A 21752-nucleotide genomic window follows, 5' to 3' on the forward strand; every position below is an offset into this window, starting at 1 on the left:
CTAGCGTTTCTCTCTTTAGCGACGGAGGCGGCTCACGCTTCACACTGCTTCTTTACGCATAATTTCCTTGCGCTTTCGCTAAGTGAGGTCTATGTATGCATAGCGCATATATAGACCTCGCGATTTGCATTAACTCTCCTCTATGTGTTCTTTGCCGATTTTGTTAATACAAATACGTAACGCATTAGCTAGGACATGAATGTATCTAGTACGGCTTGTCAGATGGTTGCCCTCGACTTCATAGATCTCGACATCTCGCTTGTTTGCCAGTTGGCTGGTCCAGAACGCTCGCCTTCCCGCGTTATCCTCCTTGGCCCAGAATACAGCGAGCGCGCCGCGATGTGGCCGAATGGTATAGCCGGAAGCGAGCCAGCAGAAGAGGCTATTATAATTCTCGTGCAACTTCTCTACTGACGGGAAGACCCATTGGAAGTTTGGATGCGGTAGCTCTACCTCCTCTGGATCACGGGTTCCCTGAGCCTCGCGTTCCTTTTTGAGGAGGTGCTGGCGATAGTTCCACAATCTGACATATTCATAGGCATGCAGCGTGCGGAAGAAGAGCCTATCCTGTTGTTTAGTGTCCAGGTGGAGAAGTGCATTGAGGCCGCGTATTCCTTTAATCAGCCAGGTAGAGAAGGTGGGTGCGCTTCCGGGATCCATCATGATCAGTTTCTCAACCTCTTGCCCCTCCTCTTGAAGTTGCCGTGCCATTTCGTAGGCGATTAGCGCGCCATTGCACCAGCCGCCGAGTAGGTAGGGGCCCTCGGGTTGGATTGTGCGCATGGCTTTGATATGGGCCATTGCTACCTCTTCCAGTGAGGGGATGACATCGAGACCTGTATAAATGTATGGCTCCAGCAGGTAGAATGGGCGCTCTGGGCCCAGGGCTTGGGAGAGTTTTAAGCTATAGAATGCCTTCCCGTTCCAATCTCCGTGGAGGAAGAAGAATGGGCGCTCGGAACCGTTAGCCTGGACTGTGACCACTGGCGTGCGTGTATCGCTACGCTCATCTGACTGAATGCTCTCAGCCAGGCGTTCAATAGTCGCGCCCTTGAATAGCGTTGAGAGTGGCAAGGACTTCCCGCTTACCTGTTGTATCTGGGTCATCATGCGCGCTGCCAGCAAGGAGTGACCGCCCAGGGCAAAGAAGTCGTCGCGGATACCGATGGGGCGCACATTCAGCAAGTCCTCCCATATACCTACCAGTTGACGCTGCATGAGCGTTTGCGGTTCGACGTAAGTCCCTTTAACATCCAGGCGTTCGTTTTCTGGTTTGGGTAAAGCGCGGCGGTCAACCTTGCCGTTGGGCGTGAGCGGCAGTGCATCGAGCGTGACAACGAGCGTTGGAACCATGTACGCCGGCAATGCAGCGCTCAAGTGATCTCGTAGCTCCTGTTGGGTTACCTGCTGGCCTGGTTGGCAGACGACATAGGCGACCATGAGTGTATCACCAGGGCGCTCCTCACGCGCTACGACAACGGCTTCACGCAACGCCTCATGTTGGGAGAGCACGGCCTCGATCTCGCCGAGCTCCAGGCGCATTCCTCGCACCTTGACCTGCTGATCTACGCGCCCCAGATATTCCAGGGTGCCATCGGGCAGATAGCGCGCCCAGTCCCCTGTCCTGAAGAAGCGCACTTCAGCGTCGGGAGTGAGCGGATCAGCCAGGAAGACGGCCTCGGTGAGGTCGGGGCGCTGGTGGTAGCCACGTGCGACGCCCTCACCACCGAGGTAGAGCTCTCCGGGAACGCCAACGGGAACAGGTCGTCGCTGCTGATCGAGCAGATAAACGCGCATGTTGGCGATGGGGCGTCCGATGAGCACACGCTCGGCCTGGGGAGGCAGCTCATAGCAGGTGGCATCGGCGGCCACCTCCGAGGAGCCGTAGAGATTGAGGAGGTGACTCTCAGGCAACGCCTGCTGGAAGCGGTGCACCAGGTCGAGGGGGAGGGCCTCTCCACTACAGATCCAGTGGCGTAGATGGGGCAAGCGGGCTTGCAGGTCGGACTCGCTCTCCAGCAGGACGCGCAGGAGCGAGGGGACCAGGACCAGGCGCGAGACCCGGTGCTGAGCAAGCAGATCCAGAAACAGCTGTGGGTCCTTCACTACAGCCTCCGGGACTAGCACGAGCCTGACGCCTTGCAGGAGGGGACCAAAGATCTCCCAGACGGCATCGACGAAGTTGAGGGTCGTCTTCTGAGCGCAGACCTCATCGGCGGCAAAGGGATATTGGGTCCACATCCAGTGGAAGCGGTTGAGGCTGGCGCGATGGGTGCCGAGCACGCCTTTGGGCTGACCCGTTGAGCCGGAGGTGTAGAGCAGGTAGGCCAGCGATTCGCCCGTGGTCTCAGCGGCGGGATTCTCCGTGCGCTCCTGCGCGACGCACTCCCAATCGCGGTCGAGACAGAACGCGTGGATGTCGCTGTCCAGAGGAAGCATGGTGATATGGCGCTCCTGGGTGAGCAGGAGGGAGACCTGGGCATCGTGCAACATGAAGCGCAGGCGCTCTTGAGGGAAGGTAGGATCGAGGGGGACGTACGCACCACCAGCCTTGAGGATAGCGAGCAGCGCGACAATCATGGTGCGAGAGCGTTGCAGAGCGACGCCAACACGCGTCTCCGGCGTAATGCCCTCACGGCGGAGGAAGTGCGCAAGTTGATTGGCGCGCGTGTTGAGGTCACGATAGGTCAGCGAGCCCTGGGCGTCAACAATGGCGAAAGCATCGGGCGTGCGCTCGACCTGCTCCTCGAAGAGACGTTGAATGGTGGCCTCGTGAGGATAAGCGGCATAAGTCTGGTTCCAGTCGCGCAAGAGTTGGCGTTGCTCTGCCTCACTCAGCATGGAAAGTTCCCGCGTATGCTGCTCGGGATGAGCCACCATGCTTTCGAGTACGTGTCGCCAGTGTTCGGCCATCCGGGCGACTGTTTCCTCATTAAAGAGATCCGTACTATATTCGAGCAAGGCTTCAATGCCATCGGGGTGATCAGCCAGCTCAAGCGAGAGATCGAACATGGCTGAGCCCGTTGGTACGTTTCGTTGTGTGAAATCCCAGTCGGCTACATCCTCAGGCAGAGGGGGATCGAGGGTCAGGAAGACCTGGAAGAGCGGACTCTGACCAAGCGAGCGGTCCGGGTGCAGTTCCTGAACAAGCCTGTCAAAGGGCATATGCTGGTGAGTATGAGCCGTCAGAACGTTCTCCCGTACGCGCGCGAGTAGTTCGCGGACGCTGGGGTCACCCGAGAGGTCGTTGCGCAGGACCAGGGTATTGATACAATAACCAACCATGGTATCGGTTTGCGTTTGCCCGCGTCCGGCGGCGGTCGTACCCAGCAGAATATCCTGCTGCCCACTGTAGCGTTCAAGCAAGAGTAGGAAGGCGGTGGTGAGGGTCATATAGAGCGAGACGTTCTCGTCTTGGCTGAACTGTCTGAGGGCCTCGCTCAGCGAAGCGGACAGTGTAAAGCAGTGTAATGCACCCTTGTGCGTGGGCTGTGTGGGTCGCGGTCGGTCGGTTGGGAGTTCGAGTAGTGTGGGTGCTCCCTCGAGCCTCTGCTTCCAAAATGCGAGCTCCTGTGAGAGCAACTCGTCCTGTAACCATTGACGCTGCCAGGCCGCGAAATCGCCCATCTGCGTGGAAACGTCGGGAAGGCCGGGTATCTCGCCTTGCACAAAGGCGCTATAGAGCGTCGCTAGCTCACGAAGCATCAGATTAATTGACCAGCCATCAGCGATGATGTGGTGCATGGTGAGGAGCAAGAGATGCTCTTCGCTTTCCAGGTGGAAGAGCGAGGCGCGGAAGAGCGGGCCATGCTGCAAATCGAAAGGCTTTTGCACTTCCTGTGTGATAAGGCGCTGGGCCTCGGCCTCACGCTCCTCGACTGGCAGGTTCCCAAGCTGATGCAGGGTGATGGATACCGGGTGTGCAGGCGCAATAACCTGAACTGGCTCATCGTTGTGTGTCGCGAAGGTCGTGCGCAGAGCCTCGTGCCGCTGGACTAATGTGTCCAGGCTCTTTTGTAGCGCCTCTAGGTTCAGCACCTGGCGTAGTCGCATGGTGGCCTGGAGGTTGTAGGCGGTCGTATGCTCATCTAACTGGTCGATGAGCCAGAGGCCGCGTTGGGCGAAGGAGGTTGGGAGTTGCACCGTCCCATCTGTTTGCTCCTGGCGTGGTGTGACGCGTATCTCTGGCGGCTTGGGGCTGGCCTCACCGGCCTGGGCTTGATGCAGAAATGCTGCCTGCTGAGCGATGGTTGGCATCTCGAAGAACAGGCGTAGTGGCAACTCGGTTTGCAAGTTGGTGTAGATGCGGGCCGCGACCTGCATCGCGAGCAGCGAGTGACCACCCATGACAAAAAAGTTATCATGGATACCGATGCGTTCTCTGCCTAACACATGCGACCAGATATGTGCCATCTCCTGCTCAATGGCGGTACGTGGCGCGATATAGCTCTCAAGGCCCTCGTGAGCGCTGATATCTGGCATCGGAAGGGCGCGGCGGTCCACTTTGCCATTGGGCGTTTGCGGCAGCGTTTCCAGGACGACAAAGACAGAAGGTACCATATAAGCTGGTAGATGCGCCTGCGCCAAGCGCCGTAGCTCGCTTGTGTCGGGTACATGTCCTGGCTGTGGAAGGACGTAGGCGACCAGGCGTTGATTGCCGGGCTCGTCCTCGCGCACAAGTGTCACTGCCTGTTGGACGGCTGGATGGCGCGCGAGCACTGATTCTATTTCGCCCAGTTCGATGCGATAGCCACGTAATTTCACCTGGTGATCGACGCGTCCAATGAGCTCAAGAGTTCTATCGACGCGCAAGCGTGCCAAGTCACCGGTGCGATAGAGCCGTACCTCTTTCCCCTGAATACGGTATACCGGGAAGCGCTCGGCGGTCAATCCCGGGCGGCGCAAGTAGCCACGTGCCAGGCCATCTCCGCCTATCGTGAGCTCACCAGGGATGCCGGGGGGCAGGGGCTGTCCGTAGGCATCGAGTATGTAGATACTGGTGTTGGCGATAGGCCTTCCCACCGAGATGCTTTGGTCTTCAGGTTCAATCTTGTTGAGAGTGGACCAGATCGTGGTTTCGGTTGGTCCATACATGTTATAGAGCGAGCCGACCCTGGACAGGAGTTGTCGTGCCAGTTCGAGAGGAAGCGCCTCACCGCCACAGAGGGCCTTGAGAGCGGGATGGCCTTTCCAGCCAGTGCTCAGGAGTAGACGCCAGGTGATGGGCGTGGCCTGCATAACGCTGATCTGTTCACGCTCCAAGAGCGCGGCGAGCGCGCTTCCGCTGGTTGCGTCATCGCGGCTGGCGATAATGAGGCGCGCGCCAACCACCAGGGGCAGGTAGAGTTCCAGGCCCGCGATGTCGAAGGAGAGCGTGGTGATCGCGAGCAAGCGATCTTGAGCATTTAACCCGGGTTCCTCGCGCATTGAGAGGAGGAAATTGACCAGGGCATGCTGTGAGATCTGGACGCCCTTAGGTTTCCCTGTCGAGCCAGAGGTATAGATGACGTAGGCAAGCTGCTCGCCATCGATGACGGGGTCAAGATTCTTTTCGTCGTTCGACGCGATCTGTTCGTGATCCCGATCTATGTAGACAGTGTGTCCCGTATGTGGCGGGAGCTGAGAAGCCAGTGCTTGCTGAGTGAGGAGGACTGGTGCCTGCGCATCCTCAAGCATGAAGGCGATGCGCTCGGCTGGATAGGTGGGGTCAAGCGGGAGGTAGGCTCCCCCCGCTTTGAGGATACCCAGCATGGCAACGATCATATCGAGCGAGCGCTCGAGGCAGAGACCGACGAGCGTATCGCGTCCAACGCCCAGCGTACGCAGATGTCGTGCAAGCTGATTCGCGCGGGCGTTGAGCTCCCGGTAGGTATAGGACGTATCCGCGAACGTCACGACGATACTCTCCGGGGTGCGTGTGACCTGCTCTTCAAAAAGCTGATGAACGCTCTTGTCACGTGGGTAGTTGCGTCGGGTTGTATGAACCTGGGCCAGCAGCTGTTCAGACTCGTTTTGCGTTAGCAGAGATATGTCCGCGAGATGTTGCCTTGAATCGGCCACGATCTGGGTGAGCAAGTGCTGCCAGTGTTCGGCCATACGCTCAATTGTCGCTGCGTCAAAGAGGTCCGTGCTATATTCGAAGTGTCCAATAAGACCCTCAAGATGATCATCCAGTTCAAGCGAGAGGTCGAACTTGCTGCCTCCTGTTCCCACGGCCATGCGTGTGAGCGTCCAGGGCGTTGTGGAGGGAGTGGAGGGGGGATCAAGCTGGATCGCAACCTGGAAGAGGGCGTTCTGGCCTGGTGTACGCACAAGCTGTAACTCCCGCACAAGCGTCTCAAAAGGAAGATCCTGGTGAGCATGGGCGTCCAACGTCGTGTCGCGCACGCGGCGTAGCAACTCGCGCACCGTCGGATTTCCCGCGAGGTTGACGCGTAGGGCCAGGGTATTGAGGAAGAGGCCCATGGCCTCCTGCACTTCGGGAAGCTGACGATCAGCGATTGCGGTCCCAAGAACGATATCGTCTTGCCCGGTATAGCGATGGAGGAGCAGCTGGAAGGCCGCGACCAGGATGATGTAGGGAGTCACCTCTTCCTGGAGGCTGACAGCTTGAATGGCCTCTGTAAGCGCCCTGCTAAGGGAAAATGTATGTGTCGCGCCACGTGTTGTTGGCGTCGCGGGGCGCGATCTGTCGGTGGGTAATTCTAAGACGCCAGGCGCGTTGGCAAGCTGCTGCTTCCAGTAAGAGAGATGCTCTTTGAGCCGGTCTTCGCGCAGAGCCTCACGTTGCCAGAGCGCGAAGTCGGCGTATTGAATTGAGAGCTCCGGCAGATCTGGTTGCTGACCTGTAGCGAAGGATGTATAGAGCCGTTCTAGCTCTTTAAAGAAGATGCCGATCGTCCAACCATCGGAGATGATATGGTGGATGAAGAGCGCGAGCACGTGCTGTTGGGGAGTCAGGTGATAGATGATGACGCGCCAGAGGGGGCCAAGCGTGAGATCAAAGGCTTGCTGGGCTTCAGCCTCGATCAAGCGCTGTGTGGTCAGCTCTCGTATGTGTTCTGTTTCGGCCTGAAGATCGACCTCTTTCAATGTAAAGGGCTGTGCTGGTCGAATGATTTGCTGTGGCTGTCCATCGATAAGCGCGAAGTGGCTGCGCAGGATTTCGTGGCGTTGTTGTATCGCCTCCAGGCTCATGCGCAGGGCCTCCATATGCAATTCGCCTGTGAAGTGCATCAGTGCAGGAATGGTGTAGGCGGGATTTCCAGGCATCAATTGATCCATAAACCAGAGTCGTTGCTGCGCGAAGGAGACTGGCACGACCATGACCTTTTGCCCATCCATTGAAGAGGCCGCGGAAAGTGGTTGCCACGTGCGGACGAAGGGGTGTAGTGGTGGAAGTGCGTCAGCCTCTTGTCGCGTCTTGAGTTGTTCGATGTATGTGGAGAGTTGGGCGATAGTAGGAGCCTCGAAGAGAGCGCGAAGGGGGAGTGTGACCTGTATGCTTGCGCGCAAACGCGAGATGACCTGTGCCGCCAGCAGGGAATGTCCACCGAGCGCGAAGAAGTTATCATGAATGCCAATCTGCTCACGACCGAGCACCTGCGACCAGGTGTCCACAAGTACCTGCTCAGCCGGGGTGCGTGGCGCGACATAATCTTCTCGCAGATTGGCACGCGTGGTGACCGGGGCTGGAAGGGCGCGGCGGTCTACTTTCCCATTGGGACTGAGAGGGAGTTCGCTTAGTTCCAGAAAGGCTGATGGCACCATATACTCAGGAACGTGTTGCAGCATGTACTGTTGCAGCTCGTGTATGCTTCCAGGCTGCTCCTTGTGCCAGACAATATACGCGACCAGGCGTTTATCGCCAGGAATATCCTCGCGTGCCACCACCACAACCTCTCGCACAGCGGAATAATGGCCAATAGTCGCCTCAACCTCGCTCAATTCGATGCGGAAGCCACGCAACTTAATCTGATGGTCCATGCGACCCAGGTATTCAATCTCGCCTCCCGGTGTATAACGTGCCAAGTCGCCTGTACGATAGAGGCGAGCGTTGGTATCCTGGCTAAAGGGATTGGCAATAAAACGCTCGTTGGTCAATTCCGTTCGATTGAGGTAGCCGCGCGCGACCCCGATACCGCCAATATGCAACTCACCTGGTACGCCAACAGGCACGGGCTGACCATAGCGGTTAAGGATATAGATTTGGGTGTTGGCGATAGGATAGCCAATTGGCACAATATGCCGTGGATCCTGGCGCTGACATTCCCAATAGGTCACGTCAATAGCGGCTTCAGTCGGACCATAGAGATTATGTAGTGCCGCACCGTGGCGAGTGAAGAAGCTCTCTTGCAATTCATAGGGAAGTGCTTCACCGCTACACATGACCTGTCTCAGGCTGGTACACTGTTCAAGACCCGGTTCCATCACAAAAACCTGGAGCATTGAGGGCACGAAGTGAAGGGTTGTAATCTGCTGCTCTTGAATGAGCGAGACCAGGTACGCGCTATCTTTATGCCCCTCGGGGCGCGCTACGACGAGTCGCGCGCCTGCCATCAACGGCCAGAAGCATTCCCAGACTGAGACATCGAAACTGAATGGGGTCTTCTGCAAGACGCAATCCTGCTCCGTCAACTGATAAGCATCTTGCATCCAGAGCAAGCGATTACAAATGCCACGGTGCGTATTGATGACGCCTTTCGGTTTTCCTGTTGATCCAGAGGTATAGATAACATAGGCTGCGTTCCCAGGTTGCGCGATAGCAGGAAGATTGCCGCTATCTTCTTGTGCGATTATCTCCCATTCTGTGTCCAGGCAGATGATGTGCCTATTATCCGCTATCAATGTATCTGCGAGGTGAGCCTGGGTGAGTAGGATAAGTTGCTGCTGGTGCTCACTTTGCGCTATGTCCTCAAGCATAAAGGTGATGCGTTCAGATGGATAGGTTGGGTCGAGCGGGACATATGCTCCGCCTGCTTTTAGAACAGCGAGTAGGGCCACAACCATCTCAACTGAGCGTTCCATAGAGACGCCAACAAGTACCTCGGGCCCTACCCCTAGTTTGCGTAGATAGCGTGCAAGTTGATTCGTATGCTCGTTTAGTTCCCGATAGGAGAGTTGTCTGTGCTCAAAAATGAGTGCAGATCTTTCAGGAGTGCGCTCAATCTGAGCCTCTATAAGCTGATGAAGACAGAGGTCATCAGGATATGCCTTTGCGGTATGGTTCCACTCAATCACAATCTGTTGATGTTCTTCTTCCGTGAGGAGAGGCAGAGCCGCGAGAGGTTGCGTTGGCGCATTGACCATGGCTGCGAGCAATATCTGCAATTGTTCTGTTTGGCGTGCTATGGTAGTAGAGTCAAACAGAGCCTGATTATAGCTCATCTGGCCTATGATATTCTCACCCTGGTCGATGAATTGCAGCGCAAGGTCACCTGGTACGGCCTGCGAATCCTCTGCCGAGGGGATGATCCCCAAGGCCGTAGGAGTAGAACGGAGCGATTCTGAAAAGGCAAATTGCACCTGAAAAGGCGAAGGACATACCAAATTATGTTCCGTTTTTAACTTCTTGAGTACATGTGTGAAGGGAATGTCCCGGTACCTGGTGGTTTGTATGAGTTCCTGGTGTGTCCGCTCAAACAGTGATTGTATTGTTGGATTCTCTGTAAAGAGGGTGCGTAAAGGATACACGTTATCAGAAAAGGGTGCCTGTTGCTCGGATTGAAGCGATCTATCCGTTGGCGAGTGAACACCGATGAAGAATTCATCCTGATTGGTATAGAAGTGGAGTAGCACTTGAAATCCTGTCAGGAAGAGCGCCGACAAGGTAACATCTCTTAGCCGACAATACGCTCTGAGTGTACTAACGAGTGATTGTGGCAATGTCCATGTATAGATCGCTTCTTCATTGTTCGTATGCACGGAACGTGGATAGTCGACGGGCAATTTAAGCTCTGTGGGCATAGTAAAGAGGTACGCTTTCCAATAAGCAATGTGCTCCTCTATCTCCTGGTCTCGTATTTGCTCCTGTTCAAAGGGCAAGGAAATACCGCTTTTTGTATGGGTATGCATGGATATATCATCAATAGCCGATGAAATCCGCACCTGTTCTTCCAATTTTTCCGTCTCTATGAGAGTGTGTTGATTTTCCGGTGTTTTTTTTGCAGTAGACATACAAACCCATCCCTTATCTAGAGTCTTATTAGATCAAAGAAATTCTGTTTTACTTTCGGCTTTCCTGAATTGATCTTAGTGATGTTTAGTCTGTCTTAAGAAGAAAGGCGAGCAATTTTTGCTTCTTAACAAAGATATCGTTACTATCCATGTGAACGTACCAAGAAATGGTCCATATTTCTTACCTCATAGACTAATTGCCGAATGGAGGTTGTTGTATTGAGAGTGGGAAGCCAACGGTATTCTGGCGATAATCAGAGAATGAGTTGATCGTAACATGCAACATGAGAATCGTTTGTGAAGTTGCTCACATTCATGAATTTGTTTATTACACAAGCGTTGAGTTATGTTCAGGAACATGGTTTAATTACGTGACGATTCCCCACGGATAAATCCGGGGCTTCTCAGGAGGCTTGCGCTTCCTGATGGCTCCGTCCGAGCCAAAGAGCTTTGATGTTGAGAGCAGCGTTGTGGTCCCTGTCCAGTTCACAGCCACATTCGCAGGAATGCCAACGCTCTGCAAGCGTCTTCTTGCGAATGGTGCCACAACCGCTGCACACTTGGCTGGTATATTTGGGGTCAACCAACACGACTGATGTACCAGCGTTCTCAGCTTTGTAGGTACAGAACGTGATGAATTGGCCCCAACCAGCATCTAAGATGGACTTATTCAAGCCAGATTTCGCACTGGCCCCGTTAGGAAGATACTTTCCCTCTTCATCCTGTTTGGGCTTGGCCCGTTTGGATAAGTTGGTAGGTGCGATATTGTGAACGTACCTCCCCATAGAATGGAGAGGCTTCTACGCAGTTGCCCGCGTTGGCCGCGTCCCGACCGAAAGCTGTTTTCGTCCGATACCGAGGATGACCTTCGCTGAGGCCGTATCCCGATCCAGTTCACACCCACACGTACAAGAATGCCACCGCTCTTCTAACGTCTTCTTGCGTACATTCCCGCAATTCGGGCAAATCTGGCTGGTGTACTTAGGATCAACTTGTACGAGAGTACGCCCGGCCCATGCTGCCTTGTACGTACACATTCCCACAAATTGACTCCAACCAGCGTCGGTTATTGATTTGTTTAATCCCGCTTTGGCCGCCGCCCCATTAGGCAAATACTGTCCTGTCTCTTCGTCCTGCTTCGGCTTGGGCTGTTTCACCAGATTGGCCATGGTGAGATCCTCAAGCACGATCACTTGATAGCGATTGACGAGCTTTCTTGAGGCTTTGTGAGCGAAGTCGGCACGCTGATTGCGGACCTTACGATGGGCCTTTGCCACGCGCTTCACTGCCTTCGCTCTGCGATGACTGCCGCGCTTCTTGCGAGACAAGGACTCTTGTAGCTTCTTGAGCTTGTTCTCTGCTCTCCGATAATGGCGCGGGTTCTCAAGGAATTCACCATTGGACAAGGCGGCAAAGTGAGTCACACCCAGGTCTATCCCTACATCCTCATAGCTGGTAGGCAAGGCTTCCGGCTTGTCCACTTCGCAGCTAAAACAGGCATACCAATGCTCTCCCTCGCGCTTGATGGTCAAGGTTTTGACTTTGCCTATCATGTCTCGATGCAGGTGCAGTTTCACTGTTCCAATCTTCGTCAATTTCAGATTGACTCTGACCATGCCCTTCTTATCAGGCAGGCGTGTTTGTTGATCCAATTTCCAGCCAGCGCCGTCCGGGTAGGTAAACGAGTTATAGCGGTTACGACCCTGAAAACGCGGGTATCCTGGTTTCTGGCCTTTGGCACAGCGATCAAAAAACCGTTGAAATGCCTTGTCCAGTCGTTTTAACACATCTTGCAGGACATGAGCAGCGATATCCTGATACTCTTCTCTGATCTTTGCCTTGATCTCTGGAAGGACATTTTGTTGATCATAGTAGGTGATCGATTTGCCCGCCATACGGTAAGCATCCTTCCTCTCGGAAAGACCCGCATTGTAGAGTTCTCGACAACGTGCCAGAACCCAATGGAGTTTGTTCTCCACCGTCTTATTGGGAGCTAAACGGTACTTGTACGTTTTTCTCATGTCCCTTGTCCCAACTCGATATATTTTTTGACGGTTTCCTCGGTCATGTCTCCGACGGTGCCAACGTAGTAACTGCGAGACCAGAAATTCCCACCCCACAGTTGTTTTTTGACTTCGGGATGCTGCTTAAAGACTTGTCTCGCAGTAGTCCCTTTGAGGGTATTAACAATGAGAGAGGGCGCAATAGCGGGTGGCGCACTCAAAAAGAGGTGAACGTGGTCTTCCTGTACATTGAGTGCGCCGATCTCCCAAGTATTCGCCTCACATAATCGCCTGATTTCTTCCTCAATAAACGTGGCAATATTCCCCACCAGAATAGTCTTGCGATACTTGGGACACCATACAAAATAGTATGCTATTTTATATGTGGCATGCTTCGTATGTTGTTCTCTCATACGCTCTATTCTAGCATGGTATGCCATACCATGCTAGAATAGAGCGAGAGGGGCCGCCTAACCCCTGCCTGAAGGCGAGGGGAATGCGGCGGCCCGGCCTTCAAGAAGAACTGGCGACACTCTATGCGCCGAGTCTTCGTGGGCAGCCTCCCATTCCGCCAGCGCAATTAGTCCTCGCTATCATTGTTCAAGCATACACAGGAGCCTCGGATGACGAAGTGATTGAAGCAACATTCATGGATCGGCGCTGGCAATTGGTGTTAGATTGTCTGGATACAGAGCAGGCACTGTTCAGCAAAGGCACACTGGTGGCCTTCCGAAGGCTTCTTATTGAGACGCAAATGGATCGACGGCTTATCGAACGAACCATCGAGATTGCCAGCCAGAACCAGGGGTTCGGATCACAGGCATTACGTGCTGCACTGGATAGCAGTCCGTTATGGGTGCGCCACAACTTTTTGCATCACAACCCGATGTCCTCAGTAACGTAGCGTGGGAAACAATATGTATTCCCAGCACGTCTTTCCCTTGATCGTCTGGTTTTGAAGGATGGCATAGTGTGTAGGTAGGTAGGTATATGCATCGTTTGGTTCATTTACCACACTGACCATCACTGTTCCAGGCTTATCAACCTCTTCCATTATGTACAAGAAGAAAGGGGAAAGCGATGAGAAAACGACAGCTTCTCTCATTGCTACTCATAGTAAGCGGCTTGCTCGTAATGGGTTGTGGAACACCTACTGAAGCCGCTCAGGTACCACAACCCAATAAGCTTCATATTGTTATTCATTCAGTAGACACAAACACGTCTACTGAGAAAAACGTGAGCTCGCTTGATAGCGTTCAAAAAGTGTATGACCATATCCGTGCATTGCCTGTTATACCTGCCGGGCAGATATGTACCTTAATGGCGGGACCAACCTATGATCTGACATTCTCCAGGAATGGAGCAACCGTCTTGACGGCAAAGGCAGATGCAGGAGGATGTGGCACCGTCAAATTAAGCGGCAAAGACATTCGGCTGGCCGACAAGGAGCTCTGGCAAACGTTGAATGAGGCATGAATCGTTGGGTGCTCCAAGGATTTTTGCAAAAGGAAAGAGGGCTGGCAGGATTTTCAGTCCAACCAGCCCTCTGTGCAGTGATAACCTGGAAGGAGTGCTTTGCTTTCTGCCCTTCCTGTTGTATGCTCTTTTGTAGTGAAGTGTATATCATCAGGTCAGGGAGAGGAAGGAGTCGTATGGCGAAACAGGGATCAAAAGGGGTGTGTGCTTTTTGTCATGCTGAATTGACGAAAGTAGGTATGACCAGGCACCTGGAAGCGTGTGAGCAACGAGTTGTGGCTGATACAAAGGCTGGCAAACGAGCAAGTGCCAGGCCCGTCAGGAAATTCCATCTGCTGGTTGAGGGACGAGATCTTCCTGAATATTGGATGCATTTGGACGTGGCTGCCACAACGACGCTGACGACGCTGGATCGCTTTTTGCGAGCAACCTGGCTGGAATGTTGTGGGCACCTGAGTGCCTTTGAGATTGGTGGAGTTCGTTACTCGATTGATGCGGGCATGGATGAGGAATGGGGGATGGAAGAGAAAAGTATGCGGGTCCGCCTGGAGAGTGTGCTGCACCCTGGCCAAAGCTGTACGTATGAGTATGATTATGGCACAACCACAGAGCTCAAGTTGAAGGTGATTGGCGTACAGGATACGGAAACGAAAGGGCAGGCCATCCGCATCCTGGCCAGGAATACTCCGCCACTACGTGTGTGCGATGTCTGTGCCCAGCCAGCCAGCGAAGTCTGTTCTCAATGTATCTTTGAGAACAAAGGTTGGCTCTGCGATGAACATGCGGAGAGCCACGAGTGCGGTGAAGATATGCTTCTGCCAGTGGTGAACTCGCCCCGTGTTGGTATGTGCGCGTATGCTGGCTAACCTGTTGTTGTTCTCAGCGCGAGTAGGGCAATACTTAGGCGCGGCGATAGCTTCTTCGCGGCCTTCTCCGTGGTTCTTTGGGGAGAGTGGGAGGCGTCTCGAACTGCATCTGCGGAGCGCCCAGCTGAAGTGGACGCAACAGGTCCAGCAACACCTTCATCCGCGTATCACTCAGTGCGCTGACCAGCAGCGTGTTGGGCTCCTGTAGTTCGAGATCGCCAAAACAGATGGTGCCTAACGGGGGCGCATCGTAGGCCGGGTCTCCCCAATAGAGCCAGAAGATTCGTTGGGACGTCTCCTCCACACAATAGAGCTGTTCATCAGCTTGCAAAAAGGCATACACCTTCTGCGTATCGACAAGGGTGAAGCGAGCGCTCTGTGGGTGCAGCAGACTATATCCTTGCATGTCGGGATTGGGGCAGACGGGACGCCAGTAGGGCAGAGGTTGACAGCAGTCCGCAAACGCACGCTCACTCCCGCAAGGGCAACTTGCCTCAGCCTTCGTCGGCAGATAACTGAGGGCGGTGGCTTTCTCTCCTGGATGGTCGGGGTCAGGATCTTTCACGCACGGCCGCCAATGCGTGATCGTGGCCAGGACGCCTCCACTGGGATCAAGTTGGCGCAGGTCATAGGTCTCAAACGTCTCCATAGGCTTAGAGCACCTCCCGTAACCATGCCTCCATGGCTTCTTTGAGCTGCTGGTCCCGCCAGTCATACCAGGTTTGCGTCCACTGTTCTCCCAGTGTGTATAACGTATTTTTAAAGCGCCTAAATGCGCCTTTCCCCTGCAAGGCAGCGGATAATTTCTGGGCGGCGCGTTGATCTTTGGGCGCAACTATCTCCTCCACAAAACTGTTCATCCATTGATAGGCTTCAGAGGATGGGATACGCTCAATGCGTACATAGTCGTTGCTCCCCTCGATTTCTTCCGCCAGCTGTTCTTGTTTTTCCATATCATCATCTTCCGACAGGAAGAGCACTTCTCCAGTCTGGGTATTGAGGTAATACGTGTTAGTCAGGTTGGAGTCTTCCATCGCGACCTCAAGCATCTCCATATCAATGGGTTTCCCATTGGGAAGGGTGGTCATAGCAAAGAGCTTCTCCTCTGATTTTTTCTTTTTCCGCTGTTCTGCACCGAATCAATGCCAACTGAGTGTCAATGTGAGAATATCACATGTGGCAAAATCTGGGGAATCTTCAACGTGCACGCCTGTTCTTTTGGAATGTGCATCGCATCAGCACTGAGAATGCGGTTTGTGACCAGGGCTGGATGCAGCAGGGCAACTGCGGCCCTGATCTCATGCTCATGGCTTTCCATGGCGCGTTGCGCTAGCACAAGGGCGAATCAACACCTCTGCGTTTCGCTGTCAGTTTTGCTGTCAACGATGCATTGTGCCAAAAAAGTGAAACGATCTCAGGGGTGTCTAGAAGCGGCATGAGAGCATCATCATCATAAAAGAGCTGCCGGTGGAGAGATCAGTGGGCGCCTCCACGCCCTTATTCGCCGCTGTCCGCCGGGGAGCTCCCCATGTGGCCCGAGGGGAATCACCGCTCGCCGCCGGACACCGCAATCCGCTGGCGTCCGGCGGCTTTGCCGTCAAATTTGGTGAAGTGAGGGGTACTCTCCCCCGATTTCCCGATGTGTCATCCAGGCAGTTGTCAGCAAGTATGATCGTGCTCGTGAGCCAATAGAGGGAACTATCGGGAGATAGTTTATCCGCCTTATCCGCCATCAATCCGCCACCCGATCTGTCTCTTGACTTGCCGGCACAATGCTCGTGCACTGTTTTTATGAGGAGGAAGAGATGAGTACGCAATCTGTTGATACCCATCCTGATGCTGAGCGGGTCTTCATCGACCTGATCCGCAAGGCACCTGTGGAGAGGCGGTTCAGGCTCGTACAATCGCTGACCCAGAGCACGCTGTGGGCAAATATTCGTTCCTGGTAAGAACGTTGTGCAGGGATCACTGAGCGGGAGGTTGTAGTACGCTTTGTCTCGTTCTCGTATGGGGAGGTGCTTGCTCAGCACATACAAGTCGCATTGGAGAGGCAAGAGCATTGGTATCTGCAGCCAATTGATCTCGCCACCGTCGCGCGTTCTGTGCTCCAGGCGTGTGAGAGGATACAGGTGCCCTGTTGCCTTGGCGGCTCGATTGCCAGTTCGCTTCGCGGCATGCAACAGATGGCTCAAGATATTGATCTGCTTGCCGAGCTCGACGAACAAACCCTCCCCGCCTTCCTGGCACCCCTTGAACATGATTTTCTCTTTGAGAAGAGCTCCATCCGGAAGGCGGTAAGGCAGCGCACGTCCTTTTCCCTCTTGCATCTCGATTCACTGGCGAGGGTCGATAACATCGTCCCCCGATGCACCGCATTTGATGCCTCTCTGTCTCGGTTGGTGACCAGTTACGAGCTTGATGAGCGGTACCCTCCTTTCCCGTTGCTTCGGCCAGTGAAATGATTCTCTTTAAGCTTCAGCGCTTTCACCTGGTTTCGCTCGCGCGAACTGATGGTATGAGAGACGATGAGGAGTGGAACGACATCGTGGGCATGCTCAAAATGCAAGGCGCGAACCTCGATGTGGAGCTTCTGGCAGAATGGGCTCAGACGCTGGATGTAGCGGAAACGTGGCGGCAGGCTTTGAAAGATGCAGAACTCGACGAGACTTCGAGAGCGTGACATGCTCCTCATTTTGCACTAGTGCGCGACTATTTCCTCGACCGTTGGGAAAAAGTCACCCTCCAGTTTCTGGCCCATTTGTAGCCCTAGCGGATCGGTGATGACATGCCGCTTCGCGGTGTACGTCGTGCTGGCATCCATATAGATGACGACGTGCGCGATACGTTGCTCATCGGTAAAATTTGGCGTTGCCATGTGGGCAATACGAGCGTGATGGAAGGTGCAATCGCCCGCTTTTAAGGGGACCGTGACGCGCTGCATCCATACCAGGTCAGGGCACTTCCTCATCAAGTCATGGGCATCAGAAAGATCCTGGCTGGTGAGTTCAGTTTTTGTCTGTGAACCGGGGATAAAGGTCATGCAGCCCCTTTCGGCTGGCACATCGACGAGCGCGATCCAGGCACTCAGCGCATGGGTTGAGTTGGTGTGCGGCCAGTAAGGTTGATCCTGGTGAAACTCCGTTGGTGCATTGTTGTGTGGTTCCTTGATGAGCGTCTGGTCGTGCCAAATACGCAGGGGAACGCCTGCCAGCCGTTGGGCTATCGCGGCCACGTTGGGGTGGAGAGTAAGCTGGCGTATCGTCGTATCTTCGCGCCAGACATTGACCAGTTGCGTGAAGATGTTGCTGTGATGTGAGTAGCTCTTGATGCGTTTCTGCGTCTCCAAAGTAGCGGCGCGGAATCGTGCCACTTCCTCTGGCGAAATAATGCCACGAATAGACACGAATCCTTGCCTGCGATACGTCTCGATAGTTTCAGTAGAAAGGTTTTCCGCAGTCGTCATATAGATAGATGTTGTCATGTGAAAACTCCTTTACTCTTCACATATGAGGTTCCTAAAAAGGCGTATAAGCAACTACGATAACGGCACGCCACACCAAGCGCCGATCGAATGGATCTTTTTGTATACTTACGATACTGAGGCCTCTCCGGCATAAATGCACGGAGGTTCCTGTTCCTCACCCACCGTTTCCGGCCTCTCCCGAAGGAGAAACCGGCTCTTGGTGGAGATAGGCAGGACTTTTCAGCCGACGCGCTCTGGCACGGGCAGCTTTGCCAGAAGCCGACACGCCCATGCTTCGGGGGAATGGCTCCCCTTCATTCGCACGTTGTTGCAGATCCTCCATCACGGCTCGCAGGCGCGGCTCCGCACCTTCCCAGACGTGCTGGGTGATGGAGGGTGTTGTTTGCTCAGGTTCCAGGTGGGCAATCAGGAAGGCCGAATACAGATCACGCTGCACTGGTCCCAACCCGCACTCACAACGGTGCCAACGCTCAGATCGTGGCTTCTTGTGATACTGCCCACACTGATGGCAGTACTGAGAGAGTTTGGTCTGGTAGGCTGAAACTTCGCGCAGGGTGCCGCCAGTTTTTGCAACTATGCGAGTCAAATGCGCTACAAACATCCCTGGGGCGCGAAGTCCCATGCTCCGACCATACTGCTTCTGCCATCCTTTGAACGAGGTTTTCTCTATATTGATCGTGGTACCCACCGAAGCGATGCGATGAGCCAGGTGTCCATGCAGACTCTTGCGGTGAGCAGCCAGCCTTCTTTCGGTAGTGGCGTGGTGTCTCCTGGTCACCTGGTATCGCTTACTCTCCTTCCATTTGAGACGACCCTTGCCCTTTTTGACACGGCCCTTTTCGTCGTAATTGTCGGGATTCGTGGCGCGTCTTTGCCGGTCCATCTTGCGCTGCAACCGGCGTTTTTTGCTGGCATTGGGGGAAAGCTCCTGGCAGAACGTGACCAGGTCCGCCTTTGCTTGACGAGGGACAATCGCGAGTGTCGATGGGCCAATATCCAGGCCCATCGTGTCTTTGCCTCCCTCCTCATGCTTCGGTTTGACGAAGGCATGGCCCTCTAAAACCAATTGCACGTAATAACGATTGCCGTCTTTATCGGTTCCCTGTGCCTGTGGTGAGGAAGCTTTGCGGCGAACCAGGCGCACATACTTGATGGGGTGGCGCATGCCATGCTGCACCACCGGGTCTCGCCAGTCGATGATGGCTGGGATGACCTCTTTGTTCCAGATCAGAAAGCCGCCATCGCCTGCATTGGGATCACATACGAAGCGCATGCCGACATCGTTGCGTTTGCCCTCCACGCTATCGATGCCACGTCCCTTGCTGCGGAAGCGTACTCGTGTGGCTTTCCCAACACAGACCCGATTGACCGCCTGATAGGCACGAGTCGCAAGGGTTTGAGCCATGGTGCTCTCAATGTGATCAGCGATCCACGAGACACGGGCAAGCTTGGCATACTCGTGTAGCTCGTATTCGGAGAAGTGATACTTCTTGCGTAAGGCAGAAAAAGCCTGAGCGCGTTGCTGTTTGTGCGAGCGTGGGAGAGCCCGCGCCTTGTTCCATGCAGGATCATTGCGCATGCATCGGAGCCGCTTCATGGCTTCAGCAAGCAGAGCGTTATACAGGCACCGAGCCGCTTCCAGGTGCGCACGTACCTGGCGTTCCTGGCTCCAATCGATCTGGAGAGGGAGTTCGAGAAGAAAGGTCGGTGTCTTTGCTCGCTTCATGACGTGCTTTGCCTTCCAATGCAGAATATCTCTTCAGAAAGAGACGGGACTACTGCCCGTCCCTCGTGTCTTTCTCCACGTTCACATGCCTACACAGCTATTCCAGTTGAGCAGGCTTCTTCCGGTAACTCGACGACGTATCGTTCGGAAATGGATTCGTGAGAAGCAACTCCGCGCTCTGACTTCAATGAGCTTCTTCGCAAGCGTGAGGCAATACAAGGCGATGATCGTTCTTCATCCTGTGGAGAACACAGTGCGAAAGAAGAGCGATGCTTCCTCTCCACCCAACCAGCCCGAAAGGAACGCCCATTCATCTCCGCCTTAGAAAGAGCGGGGCTTTCTGGGCCGTTCTCTGTAATATACCGTTTTCTAACGAGAAACTGTTAGGCAAAAAACGTCTACTTCTTCGCTATTATTGACATAGTACGTCAGTACCGACTATAGTCGTTTTTAACGGTAACTATATGCGTAACCCGTGCAGTTTTGGTTGGCATGAAAGTGATATGATGAGTAACCAAAGAAGACCTAAAGCATTACTTTGGCAGCATCTCTACGGCAATGATCGTGTACCGGTCATTGCACAGCGCGTTTCCCTGATGAATGGAGATTTTGAACCTCACTGGCATGATTTTGTCGAGGTCGTCCTGGTTCTTTCGGGGTATGGAAACCATATATCGCTCGTAGGAGAGCAATCACTTGCGCCAGGTGACATCATCATTCTTCGGCCTGGTGCCTGGCATGTGTACCGTGCTTGCCGACAACTCGAAGTCTATAATTGCTGCTTTAGTTACAGATTACTGCAAAACGAGCTTTCCTGGATGGGCGAAGAAGCGTGGCTCCAGCACCTCTTTGTGGCAAAAGCGACCAGTGTAGAACAGCACAGTATCCATTTTTTTCATCTTGCTCAGACGATCTCTACTACATGCTTGAGCCACCTGGACACTATTCACATTGCAAAACAGACAAACAGTGTTTTACAAAAAACTGCCATCCTTGGGCATCTGCTCCTCTTCCTCGCCCAACTTGCTCAAGATATGGGCGATCACGATGCAATCGATGAGCCTTCCCTGGCATGGAGACGGGCGTTACCTATGACTGTGCTCTCTGCTAAAAACCTGCTCGATGAGCAACTTGCCTATCCCTGGAGTCTGGAAACGTTGTCTAAACGCCTGGGAATTGATCGTTCCTACCTGGTGAGATTGTTTACAGCACATATCGGAATATCGCCTATAGCGTATCTCGCGCGCCAGCGCATCCAGCAGGCGACACATTTGCTGATTACTACAGATCTGCCTATTGCTGCCATCGGTACAGCAATAGGTTGGCCCGAACCACGGCATTTTGCCCGTCGCTTCAAGGCTCAGGTAGGGGTGAGCGCCTCTGCATACCGGGCACAATTTTTTGCGCCGATGATCCAGCCCGATCAAACACACCAGGCCTCGTTCGATGAGAGCAAGCAGGTATAAGCTGGTGGTTAGCCTCCAACTTGTCGGCGTGTCTTACCCATAACCGCGTCTGAAAGCCCCTGGCTGAAGCCATGGGGATGAAAGACGCGTTCCTTTTTGGAGAGGGGAAGAAGAGCAACGCGTTGGGGTATTCTCCTCTTGACAGGAGATACAAAAGTGCTGTACACTGGAACTCATGTTCAAGGGCATCGAAGCAATCGGAACGTGGTTTTTGCGTGCCATTCTCATGTGGTCTGGTGTCCCAACTATCGACGCACACTGCTTGTCGGGACCATCGAAACCCGCTTCAAGCAGATCATTTGCCAGGTCTGCGAAGAGCTTCAAGCAGAGCGAGAGGTGATGCCAGATCATGTGCATCTCGCGGGTCAATATGGACCTCCTGTTTGGGATCCATCGGCTGGTGAAACGCATCACAGATCGTTCCTCTCGATGCTTGCGACAGGAGTTCCCGCAACTCAAGCGAGCATTGCCCACGTTGTGGACGAATTCCTCTTGTGTCAGCACATCAGGTGGTGCTTCCTTGAGCGTCATCAAGCAGTCTATTGAGCAACAAAA

General features: G+C 54.0%; 16 protein-coding genes and 2 pseudogenes. 10 read left to right on the top strand and 8 right to left on the bottom strand.

Features of this window, described 5'->3' with window-relative positions; genetic code table 11:
* Positions 1 to 129: 129 nt before the first annotated feature.
* The 4 genes from KTE_RS22875 to tnpA (KTE_RS22890) all read right to left on the bottom strand — a co-directional run bounded on the left by KTE_RS22875 (position 130) and on the right by tnpA (KTE_RS22890) (position 12592).
* Positions 130 to 10176, bottom strand: coding sequence for a non-ribosomal peptide synthetase (locus KTE_RS22875; RefSeq protein ID WP_201384971.1), 10047 nt, complete (start codon positions 10174 to 10176; stop codon positions 130 to 132).
* 404 nt (positions 10177 to 10580) lie between these two features.
* A complete protein-coding gene (locus tag KTE_RS22880) occupies positions 10581 to 10961 on the bottom strand; it encodes a zinc ribbon domain-containing protein (protein WP_236600530.1) in 381 nt (126 codons plus the stop codon).
* A 15-nt stretch (positions 10962 to 10976) separates the two neighbouring features.
* Positions 10977 to 12197: an RNA-guided endonuclease TnpB family protein gene (locus tag KTE_RS22885; RefSeq protein WP_201384974.1), complete on the bottom strand. Its 1221-nt coding sequence runs from the start codon at positions 12195 to 12197 to the stop codon at positions 10977 to 10979.
* On the bottom strand, positions 12194 to 12592 hold the full coding sequence (gene tnpA / locus KTE_RS22890) for an IS200/IS605 family transposase (protein ID WP_201384976.1): 399 nt from the start codon (positions 12590 to 12592) through the stop codon (positions 12194 to 12196). The genes KTE_RS22885 and tnpA (KTE_RS22890) overlap by 4 nt, the downstream gene beginning before the upstream one ends.
* Before the next feature lie 101 nt (positions 12593 to 12693).
* Here tnpA (KTE_RS22890) and KTE_RS22895 point away from each other — a divergent pair.
* From KTE_RS22895 to KTE_RS22905, 3 genes and pseudogenes are all read left to right on the top strand, one after another.
* Positions 12694 to 13035 (top strand): annotated as a pseudogene (locus KTE_RS22895) (transposase); the annotation flags it as partial.
* A 224-nt stretch (positions 13036 to 13259) separates the two neighbouring features.
* Positions 13260 to 13655 (top strand): hypothetical protein, encoded by a 396-nt coding sequence (locus KTE_RS22900; RefSeq protein ID WP_201384978.1) that lies wholly within the window; start codon positions 13260 to 13262, stop codon positions 13653 to 13655.
* A 176-nt stretch (positions 13656 to 13831) separates the two neighbouring features.
* Positions 13832 to 14521, top strand: coding sequence for a hypothetical protein (locus tag KTE_RS22905; RefSeq protein WP_201384979.1), 690 nt, complete (start codon positions 13832 to 13834; stop codon positions 14519 to 14521).
* A gap of 34 nt (positions 14522 to 14555) precedes the next feature.
* Here the strand turns inward: KTE_RS22905 and KTE_RS22910 are convergent, their stop codons facing one another.
* The gene (locus tag KTE_RS22910) at positions 14556 to 15170 is read right to left on the bottom strand and encodes an SEC-C metal-binding domain-containing protein (RefSeq protein WP_201384981.1); all 615 of its coding nucleotides are present in this window, start codon (positions 15168 to 15170) and stop codon (positions 14556 to 14558) included.
* Between the two features lie 4 nt (positions 15171 to 15174).
* Positions 15175 to 15609, bottom strand: a complete 435-nt coding sequence (locus tag KTE_RS22915) for a UPF0158 family protein (RefSeq protein ID WP_201384983.1) — start codon at positions 15607 to 15609, stop codon at positions 15175 to 15177.
* 86 nt (positions 15610 to 15695) lie between these two features.
* Between KTE_RS22915 and KTE_RS22920 the strand changes: the two genes are divergently transcribed.
* The 5 genes from KTE_RS22920 (at position 15696) to KTE_RS22940 (ending at position 17201) form a co-directional block, all read left to right on the top strand.
* Positions 15696 to 15854, top strand: coding sequence for a hypothetical protein (locus KTE_RS22920; RefSeq protein ID WP_201384985.1), 159 nt, complete (start codon positions 15696 to 15698; stop codon positions 15852 to 15854).
* 134 nt (positions 15855 to 15988) lie between these two features.
* Positions 15989 to 16213 (top strand): hypothetical protein, encoded by a 225-nt coding sequence (locus KTE_RS22925; RefSeq protein ID WP_201384987.1) that lies wholly within the window; start codon positions 15989 to 15991, stop codon positions 16211 to 16213.
* Positions 16214 to 16326: 113 nt separating this feature from the next.
* Positions 16327 to 16470 carry a hypothetical protein gene (locus KTE_RS22930; RefSeq protein ID WP_201384989.1) on the top strand — a complete coding sequence of 48 codons (144 nt, stop codon included), beginning with the start codon at positions 16327 to 16329 and terminating at the stop codon, positions 16468 to 16470.
* A 66-nt stretch (positions 16471 to 16536) separates the two neighbouring features.
* Entirely contained in the window at positions 16537 to 16983 is a 447-nt protein-coding gene (locus tag KTE_RS22935; RefSeq protein ID WP_201384991.1) for a hypothetical protein, read from the top strand.
* 53 nt (positions 16984 to 17036) lie between these two features.
* Complete coding sequence (locus tag KTE_RS22940; protein ID WP_201384993.1) at positions 17037 to 17201, top strand: hypothetical protein; 165 nt, start codon at positions 17037 to 17039, stop codon at positions 17199 to 17201.
* Positions 17202 to 17219: 18 nt separating this feature from the next.
* Here KTE_RS22940 and KTE_RS22945 read toward each other — a convergent pair whose 3' ends face one another.
* The gene (locus KTE_RS22945; RefSeq protein ID WP_201384995.1) at positions 17220 to 18002 is read right to left on the bottom strand and encodes a phytanoyl-CoA dioxygenase family protein; all 783 of its coding nucleotides are present in this window, start codon (positions 18000 to 18002) and stop codon (positions 17220 to 17222) included.
* 157 nt (positions 18003 to 18159) lie between these two features.
* Positions 18160 to 19731, bottom strand: a complete 1572-nt coding sequence (locus KTE_RS22950; protein ID WP_201384997.1) for a zinc ribbon domain-containing protein — start codon at positions 19729 to 19731, stop codon at positions 18160 to 18162.
* A 503-nt stretch (positions 19732 to 20234) separates the two neighbouring features.
* Here KTE_RS22950 and KTE_RS22955 point away from each other — a divergent pair.
* Positions 20235 to 21197: an AraC family transcriptional regulator gene (locus KTE_RS22955; protein WP_201384999.1), complete on the top strand. Its 963-nt coding sequence runs from the start codon at positions 20235 to 20237 to the stop codon at positions 21195 to 21197.
* A gap of 159 nt (positions 21198 to 21356) precedes the next feature.
* Positions 21357 to 21750: pseudogene (gene tnpA, locus KTE_RS22960) on the top strand (IS200/IS605 family transposase); the annotation flags it as partial.
* Between the last annotated feature and the right edge of the window lie 2 nt (positions 21751 to 21752).

Origin of the sequence: Ktedonobacter sp. SOSP1-85 (assembly GCF_016587415.1) — a bacterium.
In the GTDB taxonomy this organism is placed as follows: domain Bacteria; phylum Chloroflexota; class Ktedonobacteria; order Ktedonobacterales; family Ktedonobacteraceae; genus Ktedonobacter.